The organism is Gardnerella sp. 26-12, from assembly GCF_001660745.1.
Lineage (GTDB): Bacteria > Actinomycetota > Actinomycetes > Actinomycetales > Bifidobacteriaceae > Bifidobacterium > Bifidobacterium swidsinskii.
Map to the genome: position 1 here is coordinate 1 of NZ_LWSR01000004.1, position 19,496 is coordinate 19,496.

17 protein-coding genes are annotated in these 19,496 nt (G+C 42.2%); 14 read left to right on the forward strand and 3 right to left on the reverse strand.

All coding sequences use genetic code 11. From position 1 onward, the window contains the following. Window positions 1-21 precede the first annotated feature (21 nt). The 4 genes from A5295_RS00515 to A5295_RS00530 all read left to right on the forward strand — a co-directional run bounded on the left by A5295_RS00515 (window position 22) and on the right by A5295_RS00530 (window position 3,711). Window positions 22-462, forward strand: coding sequence for a hypothetical protein (locus A5295_RS00515; protein WP_064621435.1), 441 nt, complete (start codon window positions 22-24; stop codon window positions 460-462). 74 nt (window positions 463-536) lie between these two features. Next, complete coding sequence (locus tag A5295_RS00520) at window positions 537-980, forward strand: DUF2871 domain-containing protein (RefSeq protein ID WP_012914288.1); 444 nt, start codon at window positions 537-539, stop codon at window positions 978-980. Between the two features lie 82 nt (window positions 981-1,062). Then, a complete protein-coding gene (locus A5295_RS00525; RefSeq protein WP_064621436.1) occupies window positions 1,063-1,878 on the forward strand; it encodes a fructosamine kinase family protein in 816 nt (271 codons plus the stop codon). Window positions 1,879-2,001: 123 nt separating this feature from the next. Next, complete coding sequence (locus A5295_RS00530; protein ID WP_064621437.1) at window positions 2,002-3,711, forward strand: hypothetical protein; 1,710 nt, start codon at window positions 2,002-2,004, stop codon at window positions 3,709-3,711. 110 nt (window positions 3,712-3,821) lie between these two features. On the opposite strand, the gene A5295_RS00535 is transcribed toward A5295_RS00530, so the two are convergent. Both A5295_RS00535 and A5295_RS00540 read right to left on the reverse strand, forming a co-directional pair. Then, the gene (locus A5295_RS00535) at window positions 3,822-5,633 is read right to left on the reverse strand and encodes a long-chain fatty acid--CoA ligase (RefSeq protein ID WP_064621438.1); all 1,812 of its coding nucleotides are present in this window, start codon (window positions 5,631-5,633) and stop codon (window positions 3,822-3,824) included. 142 nt (window positions 5,634-5,775) lie between these two features. Next, entirely contained in the window at window positions 5,776-6,357 is a 582-nt protein-coding gene (locus tag A5295_RS00540) for a M23 family metallopeptidase (RefSeq protein ID WP_231875258.1), read from the reverse strand. 91 nt (window positions 6,358-6,448) lie between these two features. Between A5295_RS00540 and A5295_RS00545 the strand changes: the two genes are divergently transcribed. From A5295_RS00545 to A5295_RS00555, 3 genes are all read left to right on the forward strand, one after another. Then, on the forward strand, window positions 6,449-8,905 hold the full coding sequence (locus A5295_RS00545; protein WP_231875257.1) for a S9 family peptidase: 2,457 nt from the start codon (window positions 6,449-6,451) through the stop codon (window positions 8,903-8,905). 169 nt (window positions 8,906-9,074) lie between these two features. After that, window positions 9,075-9,785 carry a Crp/Fnr family transcriptional regulator gene (locus A5295_RS00550; protein WP_004110206.1) on the forward strand — a complete coding sequence of 237 codons (711 nt, stop codon included), beginning with the start codon at window positions 9,075-9,077 and terminating at the stop codon, window positions 9,783-9,785. A gap of 58 nt (window positions 9,786-9,843) precedes the next feature. Continuing rightward, window positions 9,844-12,165: a transglycosylase domain-containing protein gene (locus tag A5295_RS00555; RefSeq protein ID WP_064621440.1), complete on the forward strand. Its 2,322-nt coding sequence runs from the start codon at window positions 9,844-9,846 to the stop codon at window positions 12,163-12,165. Window positions 12,166-12,308: 143 nt separating this feature from the next. Here A5295_RS00555 and A5295_RS00560 read toward each other — a convergent pair whose 3' ends face one another. Beyond that, on the reverse strand, window positions 12,309-13,463 hold the full coding sequence (locus tag A5295_RS00560) for a quinone-dependent dihydroorotate dehydrogenase (protein ID WP_033888573.1): 1,155 nt from the start codon (window positions 13,461-13,463) through the stop codon (window positions 12,309-12,311). A gap of 203 nt (window positions 13,464-13,666) precedes the next feature. Here A5295_RS00560 and A5295_RS00565 point away from each other — a divergent pair, with 203 nt between their 5' ends. From A5295_RS00565 to mvk, 7 genes are all read left to right on the forward strand, one after another. Continuing rightward, the gene (locus A5295_RS00565; RefSeq protein WP_064621441.1) at window positions 13,667-14,524 is read left to right on the forward strand and encodes a DeoR/GlpR family DNA-binding transcription regulator; all 858 of its coding nucleotides are present in this window, start codon (window positions 13,667-13,669) and stop codon (window positions 14,522-14,524) included. Window positions 14,525-15,054: 530 nt separating this feature from the next. Then, on the forward strand, window positions 15,055-15,660 hold the full coding sequence (locus tag A5295_RS00570) for a hypothetical protein (protein WP_064621442.1): 606 nt from the start codon (window positions 15,055-15,057) through the stop codon (window positions 15,658-15,660). 413 nt (window positions 15,661-16,073) lie between these two features. Further along, window positions 16,074-16,370 (forward strand): 30S ribosomal protein S6, encoded by a 297-nt coding sequence (gene rpsF, locus A5295_RS00575; RefSeq protein WP_004574062.1) that lies wholly within the window; start codon window positions 16,074-16,076, stop codon window positions 16,368-16,370. Between the two features lie 150 nt (window positions 16,371-16,520). Beyond that, the gene (locus tag A5295_RS00580; RefSeq protein WP_004110230.1) at window positions 16,521-17,102 is read left to right on the forward strand and encodes a single-stranded DNA-binding protein; all 582 of its coding nucleotides are present in this window, start codon (window positions 16,521-16,523) and stop codon (window positions 17,100-17,102) included. A gap of 135 nt (window positions 17,103-17,237) precedes the next feature. Then, window positions 17,238-17,486 (forward strand): 30S ribosomal protein S18, encoded by a 249-nt coding sequence (gene rpsR, locus A5295_RS00585; RefSeq protein ID WP_004105399.1) that lies wholly within the window; start codon window positions 17,238-17,240, stop codon window positions 17,484-17,486. A 16-nt stretch (window positions 17,487-17,502) separates the two neighbouring features. Beyond that, window positions 17,503-17,949, forward strand: coding sequence for a 50S ribosomal protein L9 (rplI, locus tag A5295_RS00590; RefSeq protein WP_004110231.1), 447 nt, complete (start codon window positions 17,503-17,505; stop codon window positions 17,947-17,949). Window positions 17,950-18,244: 295 nt separating this feature from the next. Next, window positions 18,245-19,447 carry a mevalonate kinase gene (gene mvk, locus A5295_RS00595; RefSeq protein WP_064621448.1) on the forward strand — a complete coding sequence of 401 codons (1,203 nt, stop codon included), beginning with the start codon at window positions 18,245-18,247 and terminating at the stop codon, window positions 19,445-19,447. Window positions 19,448-19,496 lie beyond the last annotated feature (49 nt).

Below are 19,496 nucleotides of genomic sequence, written 5' to 3' on the forward strand. Positions count from 1 at the left end.
AAATATTAAAGAGGTTGTGAATTGAAAGTACAAAGAAATACGTTACTTCTTATTGCTTGCTTAGTTTGGGGAGCTGCTGGTTTTAATATTCTTAAGATTGGCTTATTGGCATACCCAAATTATTTGCAGCCACTAAATTACGCTTTATCGTTATTAGTTTTTGCAATATTCCAATTCCTTATTTTTGGAAAACTCGTTAAAAAACATACTCAAAGAATTAACGGCTATGTGGAAGAAAAGCAGTTTTTCCTTAAATTCTTTGACGTTAAATCTTTTATAATCATGGCTTTTATGATGACTTTTGGAATTGTTCTTCGTGCAACAAATATCGCTCCAGAACGCTTTATTGCCGTGTTTTATACGGGATTAGGCTCCGCATTAGCCTTAGCAGGATTGCTTTTTGGATATCAATTTGTTAAAACTGTATGTCCGCATTACAAAAACACTCATACTATGCAATAGTGCTTACAAACACTTGTAACACCAGCAACATTACTAAGGAATATTTGACTATCACTCTACGTAAGGAAGTTACTATGAATCATGTTATGAAACGTTATATTAATACGTCTTTGTTGTATGCTGTCCTCGCCATGATTGGCGGCGTCTTTTATCGCGAATTTACAAAATTTAATGCTTTCCATGCAAAAAGTATGCTTGCTGTAGTTCACACACACTACTTTATGCTTGGCATGGTTGTTTTTCTGTTACTTATATTAGTTGAGAAAAACTTCAGTTTTAGTAACGAAAAAACTACACGAATCTTAGTAACTTATCATATTGGACTCAACCTCACAGCACTAATGATGGTTACTCGTGGAATTGCACAAGTACTACGTCTACATCTCAGTCCATCTATAGATTTTGCCATAACTGGTTTAGCAGGAATCGGACACATCCTACTTGGCGTAAGTATTGTACTAATCTTATTGCAAATTAAACGCAGCATCGCTCATTGTGCTAATGCTTCAGTAAAATAGTGAGTTTGGGAATAAATTAATAAATATTTTATTAAGTGTGTAGCGCATGTTTCGTATGCGCTACTACGTTAAGAAGGCTTCTATGAACAACGCTGTATATAAGAAAAGTAGATTATACGCTCCTGAGCGTTTCTTTGAATGCGAAGGTAAAGGCTTAAAATGGCTTTCTGAAGCTCACAAATATGGCGGTCCTAGAGTGGCTGAAGTATTTGATTGGGGAAACAGTTACCTTAATATTGAGCGCATTGACACTCACTCAGCAACACCAATGGCTGCATTTGAGTTTGGTGCATCGCTCGCTCATATGCATGATTACGGTGCAAAATATTTTGGGGAGCCACCTGCAGATTACGATGGCACATGCTATTTTGGACCTTTAAGTGATCCAGTTGAAATGCCAACTGGCACTTGGAGTAATGTTATTGACTACCTTGCGGACGGACGATTGCGCCCTATGGTTGAGCTTGGGATTGCTCGCGGAGAGCTTACTCAAAGCGATTTAGATCTTACAAACGAAGTTATTGATGCGCTGCCTGATTTATTAGGAAAAGCTGCAGAAGATAAGCCTGCTCGAGTTCACGGAGACTTGTGGAGCGGAAACGTGTTATGGACTAAAAGTTCAGACGGCGAACACACTGAAGCTGTTCTAATCGACCCTGCAGCTCACGGCGGACACCGCGAAGAAGATTTAGCGATGCTTCATTTATTTGGAATCAGCTATTTTAAGCAGATTTTAGACGGCTATCAGTCTGTTCATCCACTTAAAGCAGGTTTTGAGCAGCGCATGATTATTTGGCAGCTCTACCCTATTGCAGGACATTGCGTGTTCTTTGGTGGAGGCTACGTGAGCGAATACCGTAATATGTGCGAAAGTCTTATAAAAAGTTCTATAAGATAATTTTGCTCACTAAAATAGCAATGTAAGTATTTAGCACACGGCTATATACAATGTTAGAAGATAGTTACAAGTAGAACACATATAGACAGCAACAGATAGACCACGAAACGAGAGGTCACTACTATGATTCGTTTGTGCAACAGAACTATGCATCGTTCTTTAGTTATGCTGGCAGCATTAGTTACGATGCTTTTTGTTGTTAGCTCGTGCGCAAGTTCAACAAAAACTTCTTTAAAATCTGAAAATAAAGAACAAGCGAATCACGGTAACGTTATTGTTTTTACTCCATCAGACGGATTAGCAATAACACGTAATAAGCCTCTAAGCACGTGGGACATATTGGTTCCAGAATTAATAAAATCGTTAAAAGATAAGGGATTTGACGATAATTCTATTACTACTAAAACTTCTTCTAGCCTTTCAGAACAAAGCCGCGATGTGCAAGATTATGTAGTAAATTTGCTAAGCTCATTGAACAATGCAAAACAGAATAATTCAGGAAAGCACAATTCTGTTTCTGAAAATTCAAAAATCAAAAAACAATTAAGTAAAACGACAATTGTTATAGCTCCATGGACTAGCAAAAACGGCAATAATAACTATGGAGATTATGCAACGTTGCCTGCGTCTAATTCTGAAAATACACAAAAATCAAATACTCAGGACTTAAATTTACAAAACGACGATAACTCTCAATCATCTAAAGATGAGCTTAATGCAGAAAAACGATTGGCATCCTCACTTCACCTAGCAAAAAAGGCGGGAATCCACGTTGTTATGCTCTCACGGAATGTTAGCGGTTTCAAACCTGATGTGATGTTCCATTTATCTGACGCAAGAACCATTGGCGAAATTCAAGCAACAACTCTGATACAAAAAATCGCTCTAGATCGTGCAACTAAAGAAAATCCACGCTATATTGAAGTTCTTTTGCCATGTCACAATCAAAAAAATATTAATGCAAACAATAATAATCAACAAAATAACAGCGACGAAGCAAGCGAAGATGATGATTCTAACAACAATACGCATGCAAATAGCGAAACAGCATTCCATGATGATTTTGCTGAAGAAGCATTCGCTGGCATTTGGAAAGTTTTGAGACCATATTTTGCTTCTGGGACATTAATAAGCACTTCTGGAAGATTGAATGTGAATAGTAGCGAAAAAGACTGGACCAATGTTGCTTTCGACGCAGATGTAGCTGACTCCGTGAAAAATGAGTTAACAAAACGAATTACGAAAAGTACAAGTCTTTTTTCACACTCAAGGCATCGCGTTGATGGAATTATTGCGCTCGATGATCAAATTGCTTTACAAGCCGTACAAGCACTAAACAATCTCGGTTATGAAGGAAGCGCAGCAGATATAAACCCATCTTTCAATTTGCCGGACGTTATCGGAAACTTCATAGGGAAACGAGATCTTAATAAAAGACCAGTTCCTGCTCCAAAAGATTCTGCAAAGAAATCCGAAAAAGAATTACAACAACAGCAGGAAAAAGATGAGGAAGAAGAATCAGAAGCAAAGAAATGGCCAGTAATAACTGGTTATGGCGCGTACAAAAATATTATGCCAAACATTGTGAGCGGAAAGCAATGGATGACAACTATAGAAAATCATAAGCAGATTGTTCAAGATCTTACTGCTACTTGTTATTCTTTGAACAGAAACGGTAAACTTGACAAAAAAATCGCTACAGTGCAAACAAAAATTGAACACGGGGAAACTGTCCCTACTGTTAACGAGCGACTAGTGGCAGTAAGCGCAACAAATCTAAAGTCACGTTTAATTGACCCAGGTTACGTATCATTAGCAGACGCAGGCTTGTAAATACAATTTCTGAACGCAAGTTGTGAAATATAAGTTGTGGAACGCAATCTGCAGCTTGAATATAGCTTCAAGCTATAGTCAAGCTATATTCCCCACGAATTTACACACAGCTAACGTTTGCGTGGAGCATAAATAACGTGTTCGATAAGGTCGTTATAACGCTCTACAACAACTTGACGACGCGCCTTTAAACTTGGCGTAATCAAACCGTTTGCTTGAGTAAACTCATCTGGAACTATTTCGAACTTGCGAATAGACTCAGCTCTAGAAACTAGCTCATTTGCTTTGCTAACAGCACGTTCAACTTCTGCTCGCACAATACCGTTATGTGAAGCTTCTTTTAAAGACCGTACGGGGCATGCACCACGCGAAGAAAGCCAAGTATTTACTTCTGATAAATCGAGCGCAATAATTGCTGAAACAAACGGCTTCCTGTCTCCGATAACAACAGCTTGAGAAATAATAGGTGAAGACATTAATGAAGCTTCTAACGCATTTGGAGATAAGTTCTTACCGCCAGCAGTAATAATAAGATCTTTCTTTCTGCCTGTAATACGCACAAAACCGTCATCGTCTAAAGATCCAAAATCTCCAGTATGCAACCAGCCATTTACAATCTGCTGTTTGGTAAGCTCAGGATTATTATGGTAGCCTTTGCATACTGCAGGACTCTTAATGCACAATTCACCATCGTCAGCAATAGCAACAGATACACCCTTTACAGGCAAACCAACGGTACCAATGCGATAACCTGTCGTAGGATTCACCATAGAAGGAGCACAAGTTTCTGTCATTCCATAGCCTTCTAGAAGAGGCAAACCAATGCCATTAAAGAAGTGTGCAATCGACAAATCTAAAGGAGCACCGCCCGAAATAGCGTATGAAACAGAGCCTCCAAATACGTGTAGTAGTGGAGCATACACTAATTTTTTACATATTGAATGGCTAAGAGCGAGCATTGGAGGAACCATTGAACTAGACTGCTGAGCGCGAGACCATTCGCGAGCAACCTTAGATGCATAAGCAAAAATAAAACCTTTTACTCCTCTGCCTGCTTTTTGAGAAGCAGCATTGTAAATCTTCTCAAAAATGCGTGGAACCCCAAGAATAAATGTTGGTTTAAAAGTTTGAAAATCAGACAATACAGTTTTCAAATTACTCGTCAAACCAAGAGTTATATTTCCAGCAAAGCAGAACAATTGCATAAACCTAGCAAAAACGTGCGCAAGAGGCAAGAACAGCAAAAGACGCGGGCTGCCTTTTAACGCAATGTCTGGCATAGAAATAACACCTGATTTAGCAATAAAGACAAAATTGCTATGAGTAAGTTCAATTCCTTTTGGCTCACCAGTTGAACCTGAAGTGTACACAATTGTTGCTATGTCACTTCCATTAACAGCGTGCACTCGCTCATAAAATTCAGCATCAGTTACTGCTTTACCGTATTCAATGCACGCGTCGATAGCACCACGATTCATCACATATACGTCGTGAAGAGTAGGACATTCTTCTTGAACAGCCTCTACTTTTGGCAACATTTCAGGAGACTCCACAAATATTGAACATACTTGAGAATCTTGAACAATATGTTGTATTTGCAACGAAGAGCTTGTTTCATAAATTGGCACTGTCAATGCGCCTATAGACATAATAGCCATATCAAGAATTGTCCATTGCCATGAAGTGTGAGCAATAATTGACACAGCGTCACCAGGCATTACCCCTCTAGCAATAAAGCCTTTAGCGACAGCTATTACTGTATCTCTAAATTCTTGAGCAGTATATGACTTCCAAACGCTGTCAGCTCCAACGTATTCAACCAAAGAACCATTAGGATTGCGCTCTGCTCGCTCTTCTAGCAGTGAGAAAACATTAACATCTGTATCAATAGACTCATCAAGTGGACGAGAATATTCTTGCATATTAGCTCCTCTATCTGCTGAATTGACGTATATCTTTACTATACGCGATTTGCAAGCCTTCGCATATGCGAATATCTACAAGATTGTAATAAATTTTGTTCATTTATCTACAAATATCTACGATACAAATATAGTATTTTGCTTATTCCACAGGCTTAAGCACAATGCGACGCTTAACAGTCATTCTTTCAGGATTAGCATATGTACGATTTTTACGTTTTAAACCCCACTGCACACAAGTTGTGCCGCAATGGTCCGAACCTCCTTCGACATGTGCAAAATTCTGGCCTCTTTTCACAAAAACACCAACGCTAAACTTTGTTACAGCAGGCTCAAAAGTGGATGTCAGTTCACCATGCCTAATAGTCACAACTGATTTACCAGCGACTTTACCAGCAAAACTAATAACGCCATCTGCAGGCGCAAATAAAGGAGTCCCTGTGCTTGCAGCTAAATCTACGCCGCGATGCCCAGCCATCCAAGGTTTAGGCGGAGGATTAAAAGCTTTTACTATTCGTGCAGGTTTTACAGGCCATTGCATAGCTGACTTGCATGTTTTTTCGCTATAAGAGCCTTTAGAAAGAGCACACTTGTGGCAACATGTCACAGCAGATTCTACAACATAATATTTAAGATGATGACTATTTTGCGAAATTTCGGGTTGTAAAAACAGCGTATCTAATAAAATAACTGAGATTATAAAAATCCCCAAACAGGCAGATATTTTGTAATATTAAAGAATTGCAGAAAATATTTCGTTACTAATATATAAAAGCTGAAGAAAATACTTAATGAAAATTAAAAGAGGTGTAGCTATGAATAATCAAGATTTTGCAAAGCCAAAAGCGGCAGAACGCATACCGTCGACGCGTGAATTCCATGGCGACACTTATATAGACGAATATGCTTGGATGAAAGATCGCAATAATCCTAAGCTTATGGAATACATCAATAGTCAAAATGCTTATACTGAACAGCGTGTAAAGCACTTAGAAAACTTGCGTTCTACATTATTTGACGAGTTGCGCTCAAGAGTTCAAGAAACAGACATGTCTGTTCCTGTGCGCATGAATAATTACTGGTATTACGTGCGCACTGAAAAAGGCAAACAATACGCTGTGCAATGCCGTATGAAAGTCAAAAATAGTGACGATTGGAATCCGCCAACTATCGACAATTCTGCAAAACCTGGCACAACTGATGGTGAAGAAATTTTATTTGATGCAAACCTTGAATCTGAGCACTCTGGTGGCAAGTTCTTTAGAGTCGGTGGAATGGATTTGAGTACCGACGGTTTGAGAATGCTGTACGGTGTCGACACTCAAGGCGATGAACGCTTTAACTATTTTATTCGTGACTTTTCTACAAAAACATGTTCTTGGTTGCAGTTAGAAGAATCGTGGGAAAATCTTGCTTCTGCTTCACTTTCTCCAGATGGAAAATGGGTGTTTTATGTAAAGCTTGATGATGCTTGGCGTCCTTATCAAGTTTGGAGGCATAAGGTTGGCACTAGCGTTTCTAATGATGTAAAAGTTTTTGAAGAAACTGACGAGCGATTTTTTGTTGACGTGTATGAAAGTTTTGACGAACGATACATGATGATCAGCAGTAGTTCAAAGACTACGTCGCGCGTGCTTATGCTTCCTTTGAGCAATCCTGAAGGCGAATTCCGTATGGTTATTGAGCCGGTTGAGGGGGTGGAATACGATATTTTTTTCGCTTGCTTTGAGAATGCTGGCGAAAATGGTGAAGATATTCCAATTGCGATTGTGTGCCATAACGCTAAAAATCCTAATTTTGAAATTGACATTATTGATATGAGAGGAAATTCCGGCAAGTTTGATGAGCATATAACGTATAAGCTTTCGGATGGAGTATGTGTTGCGTCGGGTTCTCCTTATGGTTGCGAGCAGGGAGATGCTTGGCAACAAGGTGCTGGAAGTGAGCCTATTACAAAGCCTTATAATTCGCCTCAAAATCCTGAAATATTGCAAAATGCAGTTGGATTGAGCATAAGCGGATTGTCAATGTACAAAAATTATGTGGCACTAGCTTATCGTTCTCAAGGTTTGCCGCATTTGGCTGTAATGAGCAAGAAGCGCGCTGTTGAAGATTTTTTGCAAGCAAAACCGTGGCGTTTTTGCGAAGTGCGACCGCTTTCTTCCCAGCTTGCGAATCAATTTACGGATCAACTTTCTTCTCAACTTGTGGATCAAGCGCAAGCCGAATCACGTGCTGCGCTCGCAAATATTTCACAAGAAGAAATCAACAATAATCGCCTATTGAGTATTTCTATGACTGGAAATCCTTCGTACGAAGCTCCGCGTATGCGTTACGCTTTTGGTAGTTATGCGACTTTAGGTCAACTTCGCGAGTTGGATCCTTTAACAGGCGAAGATGTGTTGCTCAAGCAAGGTAAAATTTTAGGTGAATTTAATGAGCGCAATTATGCTGAAAAGCGCGTTTGGATTACTGCTCGAGATGGTGAGCGTGTGCCAGTGTCTCTTGTGTGGCGTCCGGATAAAATTTCTCAAACTGACTCAATGTTTATTACTGGTTATGGAGCGTATGAAGTTAGTTCAGACCCTACTTTTTCTGTCGGTCGCTTGAGTTTGCTGGATCGCGGCGTGTTATATGCGCAAGTGCATGTGCGAGGCGGCGGCGAAATGGGTCGTGCGTGGTATGAACAGGGTAGGCGCGTCAATAAAAAGCATACTTTTGAAGATTTTGCTGATGCCACGCGTGCTTTGCAAAATGCTGGTTTTGCTTCCGCTTGTCATACTGTTGCAAACGGTGGTTCAGCAGGAGGCTTGCTTATGGGTGCTATAGCAAATATGGCTCCGGAATGTTATGCAGGAATTGAAGCAGACGTGCCTTTTGTAGATGCCCTTACGTCTATGCTCGACTCTTCTTTGCCGCTTACTGTAACAGAGTGGGATGAGTGGGGCAATCCACTCGATGATCCTGAAGCTTATGCTTATATGAAATCGTATACTCCTTACGAAAATGTGCCTTGCGTAAAAATGGAAGATGGTCGCAAAAAGTTAGCTGATTTTCCGAAAATCTTAATCACGTCCTCTATTCACGACACGCGCGTGCTTGTTACGGAACCTTTAAAATGGCTCGCTAAATTGCAAGCTTCTGGAGTTGACGCAATTGCTCGTATTGAAACTGACGGTGGTCACGGTGGCACTTCTGGCAGGTACAGGCAATGGCAGGAGTTAGCTTATGAAAACGCATGGTGCCTGCATGTTATGGGTATAAACAGTTAGTTGGAAGCGGCAGAAACTTTACTGCGTTGTAAAGTAAATGTCGTTTCCACGCCTTTCGTGATATCATGGGTCAAGTGATGTGCGTTTTTCGCTTGCGTTTGCGCTCATTTACATACAGGTAGTTCAATGGAGATATCTACTTATTGCTTAATGAAGGGGTAGAGCAGCAATGGCAACACTCAACGTTGACAGCGATGAATTTTCACTGCAACATACCGCATTGTTTAAGCAAGTTCCAGCTGATCAAGTAAAAGAATTGATGCAGTATTTACAAGAATCAACATTTAAAAAAGGTTCTGCAATTTTTAATGAAGGCGATACTGACCATCGAATGTACTTGCTTGAGCGTGGAAGAGTAAAATTAGTTCGTCATTCAAACGACAATCGTGTGCAATTGTTAAGTATTCACACTCCTGGCGAAATTCTAGGCGAAATTCCCGTTTTTGACCCTAGCGGCGGTCCTCGTACAGCTTCAGCAATATCTATTACCAACAATACTAGAGTTTTATGGCTAGAAAATGACGTGTTATTCCATTGGTTAAACAATCACCCTAGTGTTGCAGTAGATATGCTTCAAGTGCTTGCAGCGCGCATGCGAGCAAATAATGAGCGAATTTCCGATTTAGTTTTTATGGATGTTCCTGCTCGTTTAGCAAAGACTTTGCTGAATTTAGCTTCAAGATTTGGTGAGCCTATGAGCGATGGCTTGCTTGTGCCGCATGATTTAACGCAAGAAGAGCTTGCGCAACTTGTTGGCTCGTCACGCGAAACAGTTAACAAAGCGCTTATGGATTTTGCAAACAGGGGTTGGATTATGCGCCAAGGCAGGTCAATTATTATCTATAAGCCTGGCATGCTTATTCGTCGAGCTGAACGTTAAAATGCGAATGTTTATGATGCTAGTTTTCAAGTAGAGGCAAACCTTTAAAATAGTACGCATGCCGAAAAAGAATTCACTGACTGTTCGCCGTGTGTTAGCGCTGTTCCTTACCTACATCACTTTGTGTGTTGCAGGAGGTATTGCAGCAAGTATTATGTTTGTTCCTGGCGTAATGAGCGTGAATAGTGTAGTGAAAACAGTAGTGCCTTCACTTCGCGTTGACGGCATCGATTTTGATGTTACCGCGTTGCCGCAAAAATCGCGACTTTACGCTTCTGATGGCAAAACTATTATTGCAACTTTTTATGCTCAAAATCGCACTGTAGTGCCGCTTCGACGCATATCGCAATATATGCAGCGAGCAATGGTTGCTCGTGAAGACCGTCGATTCTTTGAGCATTCCGGCGTAGATATGCAAGGTGTTATTCGCGCATTCGTGCAAACATTCGTTAAAAAGGGAGATATGCAAGGTGGCTCTTCCCTAACTCAGCAATATGTAAAAAATGTGCTTATGATTAAGGCTCGCGAAAATAACGATTCCTTAGCTGAGTATCACGCTTCTGAAGGCACTATTGCACGTAAATTACGCGAAATGCTTATTGCAATTCAAATGGAGAAAAAATACTCTAAACTTGAGATTTTGCAGGGATATTTAAATATTGCGCAGTTCGGTAGCAATAATATTTACGGCGTAGAAACTGCAGCTCATCGCTACTTCAATACGAGCGCTGCAAAACTTAATCTTGTGCAATCAGCAACTATTGCTGCAATTACAAAGAATCCTTCGCGTTATGATCCTTCTATTGAAACAAATCAGCCTGAAGCGCAAAAGCAGCGCAATATTGTACTTGATTTAATGCTTCGTCAAGGTTTTATTACTAAGAGCGAGCATGATTCCGCTGTTGCTATTCCTCTTAAAAGCACTCTTAACATACAGAGGGAAGTTTCTAAAATTGGATGTCAAGCTGCAGGCGACGCAGCATTCTTCTGCGATTATGTGACGAAGAAAATTTTGCACTCTCGCGAGTTTGGTAAAACTGCTGCCATGCGAGAAAAGTTGCTTACTGAGGGTGGTCTTGATATTTACACAACTATGGATTTGCGTGCTAGCAAGGCTGCTATGAAAGCTGCTAGAGATACGATTCCTGTGAACGATAAGAGCGGTTTTGAGGTTTCAATTGCGGCAATTAAGCCTGGAACTGGTGAAGTTTTGGCGTTCGGCAGTAATCGTATTTATGATGCTACGGATGCTGCAAAATCAGATCCTACGCATACTGCTTTGAACTACGCTGTAGATGAGCGCGATGGTGGCGGTCTTGGTTGGCAAATTGGTTCTACTTGGAAGCCAATTAATATGGTTGCGTGGATGCTTGCTGGAAAGTCAATTAATCAGCCTCTTCGCACTTCTATGCTTTATAATAATGCTGATTTTAATTGCAGCAAATTCCGCGGAGTTGGTAGTTGGTCAGTTCAAAACTCTGGTGGTGGCACAACTAATCCGGAAACTCCTTTGCAAGGTCTTGTGCGCTCGCATAACACTACTCAGGCTTCTATGGCTCAGCAAATTAAGCTGTGTTCAATCGCGGATGCTGCTCGCATACTTGGCTACCACAATTCGCCTCTTGGTCAGGAAAGCGTGTATTCTGCTAACTCGCTTAATCCGCCTATGACGATTGGTTCTGTGCAAGCTTCGCCTTTAACTGTGGCGAATGTGTATGCAACTATTGGTGCTGATGGCGTGGCATGTGATCCTATTGCTATTAAGCGAGTTGTTGACAAAAACGGTAAGCGTTTGAAAGTTCCTAGTGCGCATTGCCATCAAGCAATTCCAAAGGGAATCGCTCAAACTGCTGCTTATGCGCTGAATCAGGGTGTTGTGCAACCTGGCGGTGAGGCTTCAACTACACAACTTGATGGCGGTCGCAAGACTTTCGCAAAAACTGGTACTAACGAGCAGTACTACATGACTACAGCTGGTTTTGTGCCGTATCAAGTTGCTTCGTTTGTGGCAGTTGGTAACGCTGAATCACAGAAAAGCTTTAATGGCATGACTATTAACGGTCGCACAAGGGCAGCCTGGTATGGTATGTATATTGCAACCCCAGCGTGGAAACAGTTTATGAACGACTATTTGAAAGCTGCTAACATTCCTGTTGACAACGATTATGGCAAGCCTGATCCAAAGTACACTGCCGGTGGAACTCTGCCTGGCACGCCTAAAAATACTGTTAAAACTGATCAGCAGAAGCGAGATGAAGACGCCAGAAAGCAGGCAGCACAAGAACAGCAGGAAGAAGCTAAGACGCAAAAGAACACGCAAGATCAGTACGGCACTGCTCGCCGCGACGACTATGGTGATTCAGAAACTGATAATTACTAAATGGTATTTGTTAACTCGTAATTGCTAGTTAACTTACTAAATACTAAGTTGTTTTGTGCTGTTCCTTATACAAATAAACCCTTACTTATGCTACTTGATTGTGAGCAAAGTAAGGGTCATTTTTAGCGCAAATACGCACTGTGCTAGTTCAAATCCGCACCAACTGCGTCTGCAACATGCTCAAAGCCGTCGCGTTTCAAAAGATCCGCAAGTCCGCGTTTCAGCGTCGTGATTTGCTGTGGTCCTCTGTACATAAGTGACGTAATAAACATAACCAAGTCAGCACCTGAGCGAATCTTCTCATATGCTTGCTCTGGCGTAAATACTCCGCCAATGCCTGCAATAGCAAAACGTTCACCAAAAGCTTTGCGCGTGCGTCGAATAAGCTCGTTGCTTGCGCTGTAGGTAGGACCTCCAGAAAGTGCTCCTTGCCAATCTTCCGGAACATCAAGTCCTGCGCGATTCTTTTGCAAGTTCGCAATACTTACTCCGTCAACTTTATGTTCTGCAAGTACGTCAAGCAAAGACTTGAACTGTTCCCAACCGCCGTGTAAATTAAGCGGCATCTTAACTAACGTTGGCTGAGGTCGCTTAATAGTGTCAAGATCAGTGAATAATTTGTCAAGTGCTTCCGGCTGACTAAATGGTTCACCCACACGCGTGTTCGGGCATGAAATATTTACTTCAATTATTGAGCTTTTTCCGGCTGCACGTTCCATAGAAATATGGTAGTCTTCAATTCCTTCTTCCAAGTCGCCAACTAAGTCGTCGTTTGTGCGCGCAATAGAAATAGACATATTCATAGATTTTGCGTGCGTCCAAGCTTTCTCGGCTCGTGCAACAACGGCTTCGCTGCCATCGTTTGCTAGTCCTGCGTGTACAAGAATAGAGTCATATTCTGGAAGGCGATGATACCAAGGTTTTTGATTTCCTTCGCATGGTCGGCTTGTGGTAGAGCCAACTGTTTCAAATCCAAAGCCGGCGTTGTCTAACACGGTTGCCATTTGGCAATTTTTATCTAGTCCTGCACTTAAGCCAAACGGGTTTGCAAAATCCACACCCATGACATTAGTTTCTAGCACCGGGTCTGTGTAGTTAAGCATTTCGCGAAGAAGCCACATTAACCCAGGAGTGCGTTCGCTAAATTTGCAAAAATTAATCATGCGATCATGCGCTTCGTCTGGAGGAATGTTAAAAACAAAATGCGGTTTAATAATGTGTTTGTATGAGAATGTAAAAAGGTCTGTCGTTGCTTTATTGACGACATTGTGCAATGAGTGTTCAGAAACGTAATACATACTTATATAGTAGGGCATTATTGTTATATGCGCTATTACTTAGTGTATTTTGTGCGTTTCCTTACTTAGCGTGCGTTCGTTTTTGTGCGATTTTTCATAAAACTTGCTTTGCTTGACAACAAAATGTGCGTTCTTTTCGTTTTAATGCCCTGAAACGCTCAATTACGTTTGTTTTTTGCGTTTACGTGTGCGATAATGTTCGTATGATTTCTTCACAGCGTCAACATTTGATTTTAAGCCGTCTCCGTACGCGCGGTGCTGTTCGCATTACTGCGCTTTCTAAAGAGCTGAACGTTTCTGCTATGACGGTTCGCAGGGATATTGCCGAGCTTTCGGATCGTGGGCTTTTAAAGCGCGTTCACGGCGGTGCTGTAACGACTAATACTCTGCTTTCGGAGCCGCTGTTTTCTGTAAAGTCGCAGATGGACATTGGTTTGAAGGATGCAATTGCGCGTTTGGCTGTGGACTATGTTTCTCCTGGGGATGTGATTGCTATTGGCGGCGGTACCACTGCTTATGTGTTTGCGCAGCATTTGCTCGAGTCTCGCAGGGCTTCTGGCATTACGATTTTGACTAATTCGATTCCTGTTGCGGAGCTTGTGCAAGCTTTAGAGTCGAAGGATGTCGAGGTTATTGTTACCGGCGGCGTGATTACGCGTTCCAATTCGCTTGTTGGGCCTATTGCAGATAAAGTTGTTGCTTCTCTTCGTGTGAATACCGTTTTTCTTGGCACGCATTCTGTGTCTCTTCCTCGCGGATTCCTTATGCCAAATTCTCTGGAAGCTGCTACTGATATGGCGTTAATGGATATTGCGGATCGCACGATTATTTTGACGGATCATACTAAATGGAGTTGTACGTCGCTTTCGCTATTTGCTCGTTTTGATCAGGTTGATACTGTTATTACCGACGATGGTTTGGATGCTGATTCTCAGCTTCGCACGCGTGAGCTTGTAAAGGATTTGGTTTTGGCACCTGTTATTGACGAGCGAGATGTTCTTGATGCATCTAATGGTGACGATTTAGCGAATTCTGAAGATTCTGACGATTTGCTTGATTAGTATTTTGCAAGTATTTTTGCAAAGTTTGATTTTGCGCGCTGATGATTTTAATGCCCGAGTGAGTTATTTACTCGGGCATTTTGTTCTTGCTGTTTGGTTTGGTTTCAAGTGTGCCGATGTTTAAACAAATTTTGCTATGTTTAAATAAAGCGTGCCGATGGTTAAATATTGCGTTTTTTGTTGTTTTATAAGGCTGTTAGAGAAATCACAAAACTCAAACCTTAAAGAAAGCTGAAAAAATGTTAAAAAAATCCAGTATATGGCGTGTCGTATAATTTTTATCAAAAAATACAGAAAAATGCCGTAAATATTTCTGCTTTTTAATGAATATAACGAATATTTATCAAGATTTTTTGTATTYTTGATGCTGAGAAACCTGAATTTTAGTGTTGAGTTTTCTGAGAGCTTGCGGTAAGTTTTAACTCAGTTACCGGTTGAATCCCTAGTTCACTGGTACGAGCGGGAAACCGCAAATGGCAAATTTTTCTTCGCATACCCTAGTGCGAAGGAGAAGAAGAAAGGAAAATATTATGTTGAATAAGAAGGCTATCGCCGCATTCGCTGCTGGCGCCACCCTCCTCTCTGGTTTCGCTTTTGCTGTCCCAGCAATGGCTGAGGCTCCTGCTGCTCCTGCAGCTCCTGCTGCTCCTGCAGCTCCTGCTGCTCCTGCTGCTCCTGCTGCTCCTGCAGCTCCTGCTGCTCCTGCAGCTCCTGCTGCTCCTGCTGAACCTACTTATAATAAGTCATTCTATAAGACTGAGACCTTTGAAGAGCTTGATGCTCGTTTGGCTAAGGAGAAGGCAGAGAAGGAAGCTAAGGCTAAGGCTGAAGACGAGAATGATAAGTATGAGCATTCTCCATTTGGCAATAAGGACATGGATTACGCGAAGTGTGTGAAGCTTTACGGTAAGGATTCTCTCGAGTGCAAGGCTGTCGCTGACTACCTCAAGCGTCATGGTCAGAAGGTTGATGACAAGGCTGCCGCAAAGAAGTCTGATAAGAAGTCTGAAGCTAAGAAGTCTTCCGAGAAGAAGGCTGCTCCATTGGCTAAGACCGGTGCTGCTGTAGCTTTGGCTGCTGTTGCTGCTTCTGTGCTTGCTGGCATGGGTGCTGCTCTTCGCAAGATCCGTCACTAAGCTGAAATCTGATTCAGTGATGAATCATTTGGGCTTTAGCTTATTGGTTGATTGTTGAGTCGGTTTTACTGTGAATTACTTAGTCTAGTGTGCTAAAAGGTGCGCTAGACTAAGTTTTTTTTATGACAATTTTGTGCTCTGTACGCTCGTGTTCACGTCTTCGTCCTCTTTTTACGCAACTGTAAAGTTTCTGTCGTTATTTGCTGGTTTCGCGGCTTTTTCTTTACGCTGCTGTAAAGTTTCTGCCGCCTGACACCATCGTTTAAGCGCGTAACTCTCGTCGTCACGAGCGTGCTGTAAAATAGCAAAGTTGTGTGCGGTTTTGGTGCTTATCATCAAACATATCGCGCATATTTTGCAAACACACTCCTGCTGTGGAAGGTCCACAGCCGATAGTCCGAAGGAGGTGGGTGATGTCTGCACATAAGTATGAACTGATGTTCATTGCAAATCCTGAGCTGGATGAGCACGGTCTTAAGAAGTTGACCGAGCAGTATCTTGAGCTTGTCACCAACGAGGGCGGTTCCGTTGACGGCACCGATTACTGGGGTCGCCGCAAGTTTGCCTACGAAATTGAAGGCAAAACCGAAGGTAACTACGTTGTGGTGAACTACACTGCCGAGCCATCTGTAAGTGACGAACTTGACCGTGTTTTGAACCTTAATGAATCTGTAATCCGCACGAAGATTCTTCGCAAGGACGCTAAGTAAAAACTAGCAAAACTAAGTAAGCTCTAGTGAATTAAATAAAAACTAGTTAAGCTAAATAAATACGTAAACAACCGCGCATAAGTTGCGCACAAAATTGCCAGTAATCACTGATATGTGATTACGAGTAAAGCGAGAAAGAAAAGGCACGATATGGCAGGTGAAACAATTATTACCGTCGTGGGAAATCTCACTTCGGATCCTGAATTAAGGGCACTTTCCAACGGTGCTTCTGTTGCGAGCTTTACCATTGCATCCACACCTAGAACGTTTAATCGTAATACGAATCAGTTCGAGGATGGGCCTGCATTATTTATGCGTTGCTCAGCGTGGAGAGACTTGGCAGAACATTGTGCAAACAGCCTTTCTAAAGGCACGCGCGTGATTGCTCAAGGCAGGTTGTCGCAGCGTTCGTATCAAGCGCAAGACGGCTCGAATCGCACAGTTGTTGAACTTACGGTTGACGAAATTGGTCCATCTTTGCGTTATGCAACTGCGCAAGTTAACCGCCAAAGCTCTTCAACAGGTTTTGCTGGTGGCTCGCGCGCATCAAATGCTGCTGGCGCAGGTTATGCTGGCGGAGCAAATTATGCTGCTAGCCAGGCTGCTTCTCAGCATGCCGCAAATTCTTCAGCGGCTGATCCGTGGAGTGCTGCTGCGCCAACAAACGATAGTTTTTCAACTTTCGGTGCCAATTCTGATTTTGGCGGCGATTCTGAAGAACCTGAGTTCTAGCGTTTTAGTTGAGCTATAGATAGCGTATTTATTTGTTTATTTATGCACTTATTTACGCGCTTACTTAATCCTTATAAATACATCATCAGTTACATGTTATGCAAAAAGCATAACGGATTTGAGAGAGGACATCTTATGTCACGCAAAAGGCCGCAACCACCGGTCAAGCCTTTCAAGAAGAAGCCAAATCCTTTGAAGGCTGCCAAGATTACTGAAATTGATTATAAAGACGTTGCTTTGCTGCGCAAGTTCGTTTCTGACCGCGGCAAGATTCGTTCCCGTCGTATCACCGGCGTAACCGTGCAGGAACAGCGCAAGATCGCGAAGGCAGTGAAGAATGCTCGCGAAATGGCTTTGCTTCCTTACGCCACTACCGGTCGCTGATTGAGAGGATAGGAATATGGCTGAAACCAAGGTTATTCTTACCAAGACTGTTGCCAACCTCGGTCACTCTGGTGACGTTGTTGAAGTTAAGGCTGGCTATGCTCGCAACTACCTGATTCCTCAGGGTCTTGCTTTTGCATGGAACAAGGGTGCTGCTTCCCAGATTGAAGCAATGCGTCGCGCTCGTCTTGCCAAGGCTGTTGCCACTCGTGAAGAGGCAGTTGCAGCTAAGGCTCAGATTGAAGGCACCGTTGTGGAGCTTTCTGCTAAGGTTTCCGAATCCGGCAAGCTTTTCGGTGGCATTTCTGCCGAGAAGATTGCTGCCGCTTTGGCTTCCAAGGCTCAAGTTGAGGCTCGCGCAATTAAGGTTGCTACTATTAAGACCACTGGTGAGTTCCCAGCAACAGTAACGTTGCATCCGGAAATCACCGCTTCCTTCACTGTTAAGGTTGTGGCTGAGTAAGTAGCTTTGTGAATTTTACAAAACATGTTGCAGCGAGCAGATTCTTGCTTTTAGTGGTTTTTGCTTTTAGTGGTTTTCTGCTTGTAATACATGTGGATTGAACTTAAGCATTAGCTCTGCGTTTGCGTTGTATTGAGTTTTCTCATTGCGATGCTGCGCAGAGTTTTTTTATGCTGCAATATTTTGAAAATGTGAATGTGTTGTAAGTGTCACGTGCGTAACGTAGTTTTTTAAGTTCTACTCGACTAAATTAGAACAGTTGGAAAATTACGAAATTATCAAGGAGATGCAAACTGTGCTGGAAAGCAAATATGAACTGGCCGACGAGTTTAGTATGAACGCAAAAGCGCAAGATGCCAGCATATCTGCTATTCGCAATGACGAAGAGTATGCTTGTAAAAATTCCGCAATTACACCTTCCGCAATTACGAATCTCGAAAACGCAATAAAATACAGCAATCACAAAGGATACGGCGAAACTTGCGCGAAGGTTATTCTTTTTGGCGAACATTCCGTGGTTTATGGTCATTCTGCAATAGCTTTGCCGCTTAAAAACTTGCGTATGCGCGCTGTCGTAACTAATTGCAATGAATCTTTAGTACCTGTATCGTGTAAATCTTTATCTTCTGCTTCGTGTGAATCTTTAGCATCTGCATCACGCGAATCTTTAGCATCTACGACGAATCTCGATTCACATATAACTCTTTCGTGCCTTGACTTTACTGGCAAACTTTCCGAAATTCCTACGCGCTTTAATAGCATACGAACAGCAATTCGCGCGTCGCTAGAGTTTGCAGGGTGGAGCGGTGAGAATTTGCACATTTTTACCGAGTCTGATTTTCCAGCAGAACGAGGTCTTGGCTCGTCTGCGGCTGCTGCTGGTGCTATAATTCGTGCGATTCTTGACTATTATGGCGTTTCAGCTAGCGATGATGAGATTTTTAAGTTGACGCAGACTGCTGAGTGCGTGGCTCACGGACGTTCTTCAGGCTTGGATGCCACTGCAACCGCTGCTTCCTGGCCTGTGCGTTTTAGTCGTGGCTGTTTTGATCGCATGGAAATTAACATGCGTGCGTGGCTTGTTTTGGCGGATTCTGGATGCAAAGGAATGACTCGCGAAACAGTTGAAGCTTTGCGTTCTCGTTTAGAATCGAATCCTGTTGAAGTTGGAGCGCAGCTCAATAAATTGGGGGAGATTGCGGCTGTTGCAGAAGATGATTTGGCGTTTGGTCGTATTGAAAATATGGGTAAGCAAATGACTTTCGCACACCGTATTTTGGCGGATTTGGGCGTAAGTACTGCGAAACTTGACACTTTGGTAGATGCTGCTTGCAAACATGGCGCGTTGGGTGCAAAACTTACTGGCGGAGGTGGTGGAGGATGTGTCATTGCGCTGGCTGATAGTGAGGATGCTGCTAAGCGAGTGAGTGAAGCTTTTAAAAATGCAGGAGCTTGCGATACTTGGATTGTGAATATAGGTGATTCTGCAATAAATTGAATCTTATTTTTACTTGAAATGTAGCATAAACTTTACAGTTATTTAAAGA

Coding starts and splice junctions, on each gene's coding strand:
- rplI (WP_004110231.1), top strand. CDS start 17,503: ATGGCTGAAACCAAGGTTATTCTTACCAAGACTGTTGCCAACCTCGGT.
- A5295_RS00570 (WP_064621442.1), top strand. CDS start 15,055: ATGTTGAATAAGAAGGCTATCGCCGCATTCGCTGCTGGCGCCACCCTC.
- A5295_RS00530 (WP_064621437.1), top strand. CDS start 2,002: ATGATTCGTTTGTGCAACAGAACTATGCATCGTTCTTTAGTTATGCTG.
- rpsF (WP_004574062.1), top strand. CDS start 16,074: ATGTCTGCACATAAGTATGAACTGATGTTCATTGCAAATCCTGAGCTG.
- rpsR (WP_004105399.1), top strand. CDS start 17,238: ATGTCACGCAAAAGGCCGCAACCACCGGTCAAGCCTTTCAAGAAGAAG.
- A5295_RS00535 (WP_064621438.1), bottom strand. CDS start 5,633: ATGCAAGAATATTCTCGTCCACTTGATGAGTCTATTGATACAGATGTT.
- A5295_RS00560 (WP_033888573.1), bottom strand. CDS start 13,463: ATGTATTACGTTTCTGAACACTCATTGCACAATGTCGTCAATAAAGCA.
- A5295_RS00565 (WP_064621441.1), top strand. CDS start 13,667: ATGATTTCTTCACAGCGTCAACATTTGATTTTAAGCCGTCTCCGTACG.
- A5295_RS00555 (WP_064621440.1), top strand. CDS start 9,844: ATGCCGAAAAAGAATTCACTGACTGTTCGCCGTGTGTTAGCGCTGTTC.
- A5295_RS00520 (WP_012914288.1), top strand. CDS start 537: ATGAATCATGTTATGAAACGTTATATTAATACGTCTTTGTTGTATGCT.
- A5295_RS00550 (WP_004110206.1), top strand. CDS start 9,075: ATGGCAACACTCAACGTTGACAGCGATGAATTTTCACTGCAACATACC.
- A5295_RS00525 (WP_064621436.1), top strand. CDS start 1,063: ATGAACAACGCTGTATATAAGAAAAGTAGATTATACGCTCCTGAGCGT.
- A5295_RS00545 (WP_231875257.1), top strand. CDS start 6,449: ATGAATAATCAAGATTTTGCAAAGCCAAAAGCGGCAGAACGCATACCG.
- A5295_RS00580 (WP_004110230.1), top strand. CDS start 16,521: ATGGCAGGTGAAACAATTATTACCGTCGTGGGAAATCTCACTTCGGAT.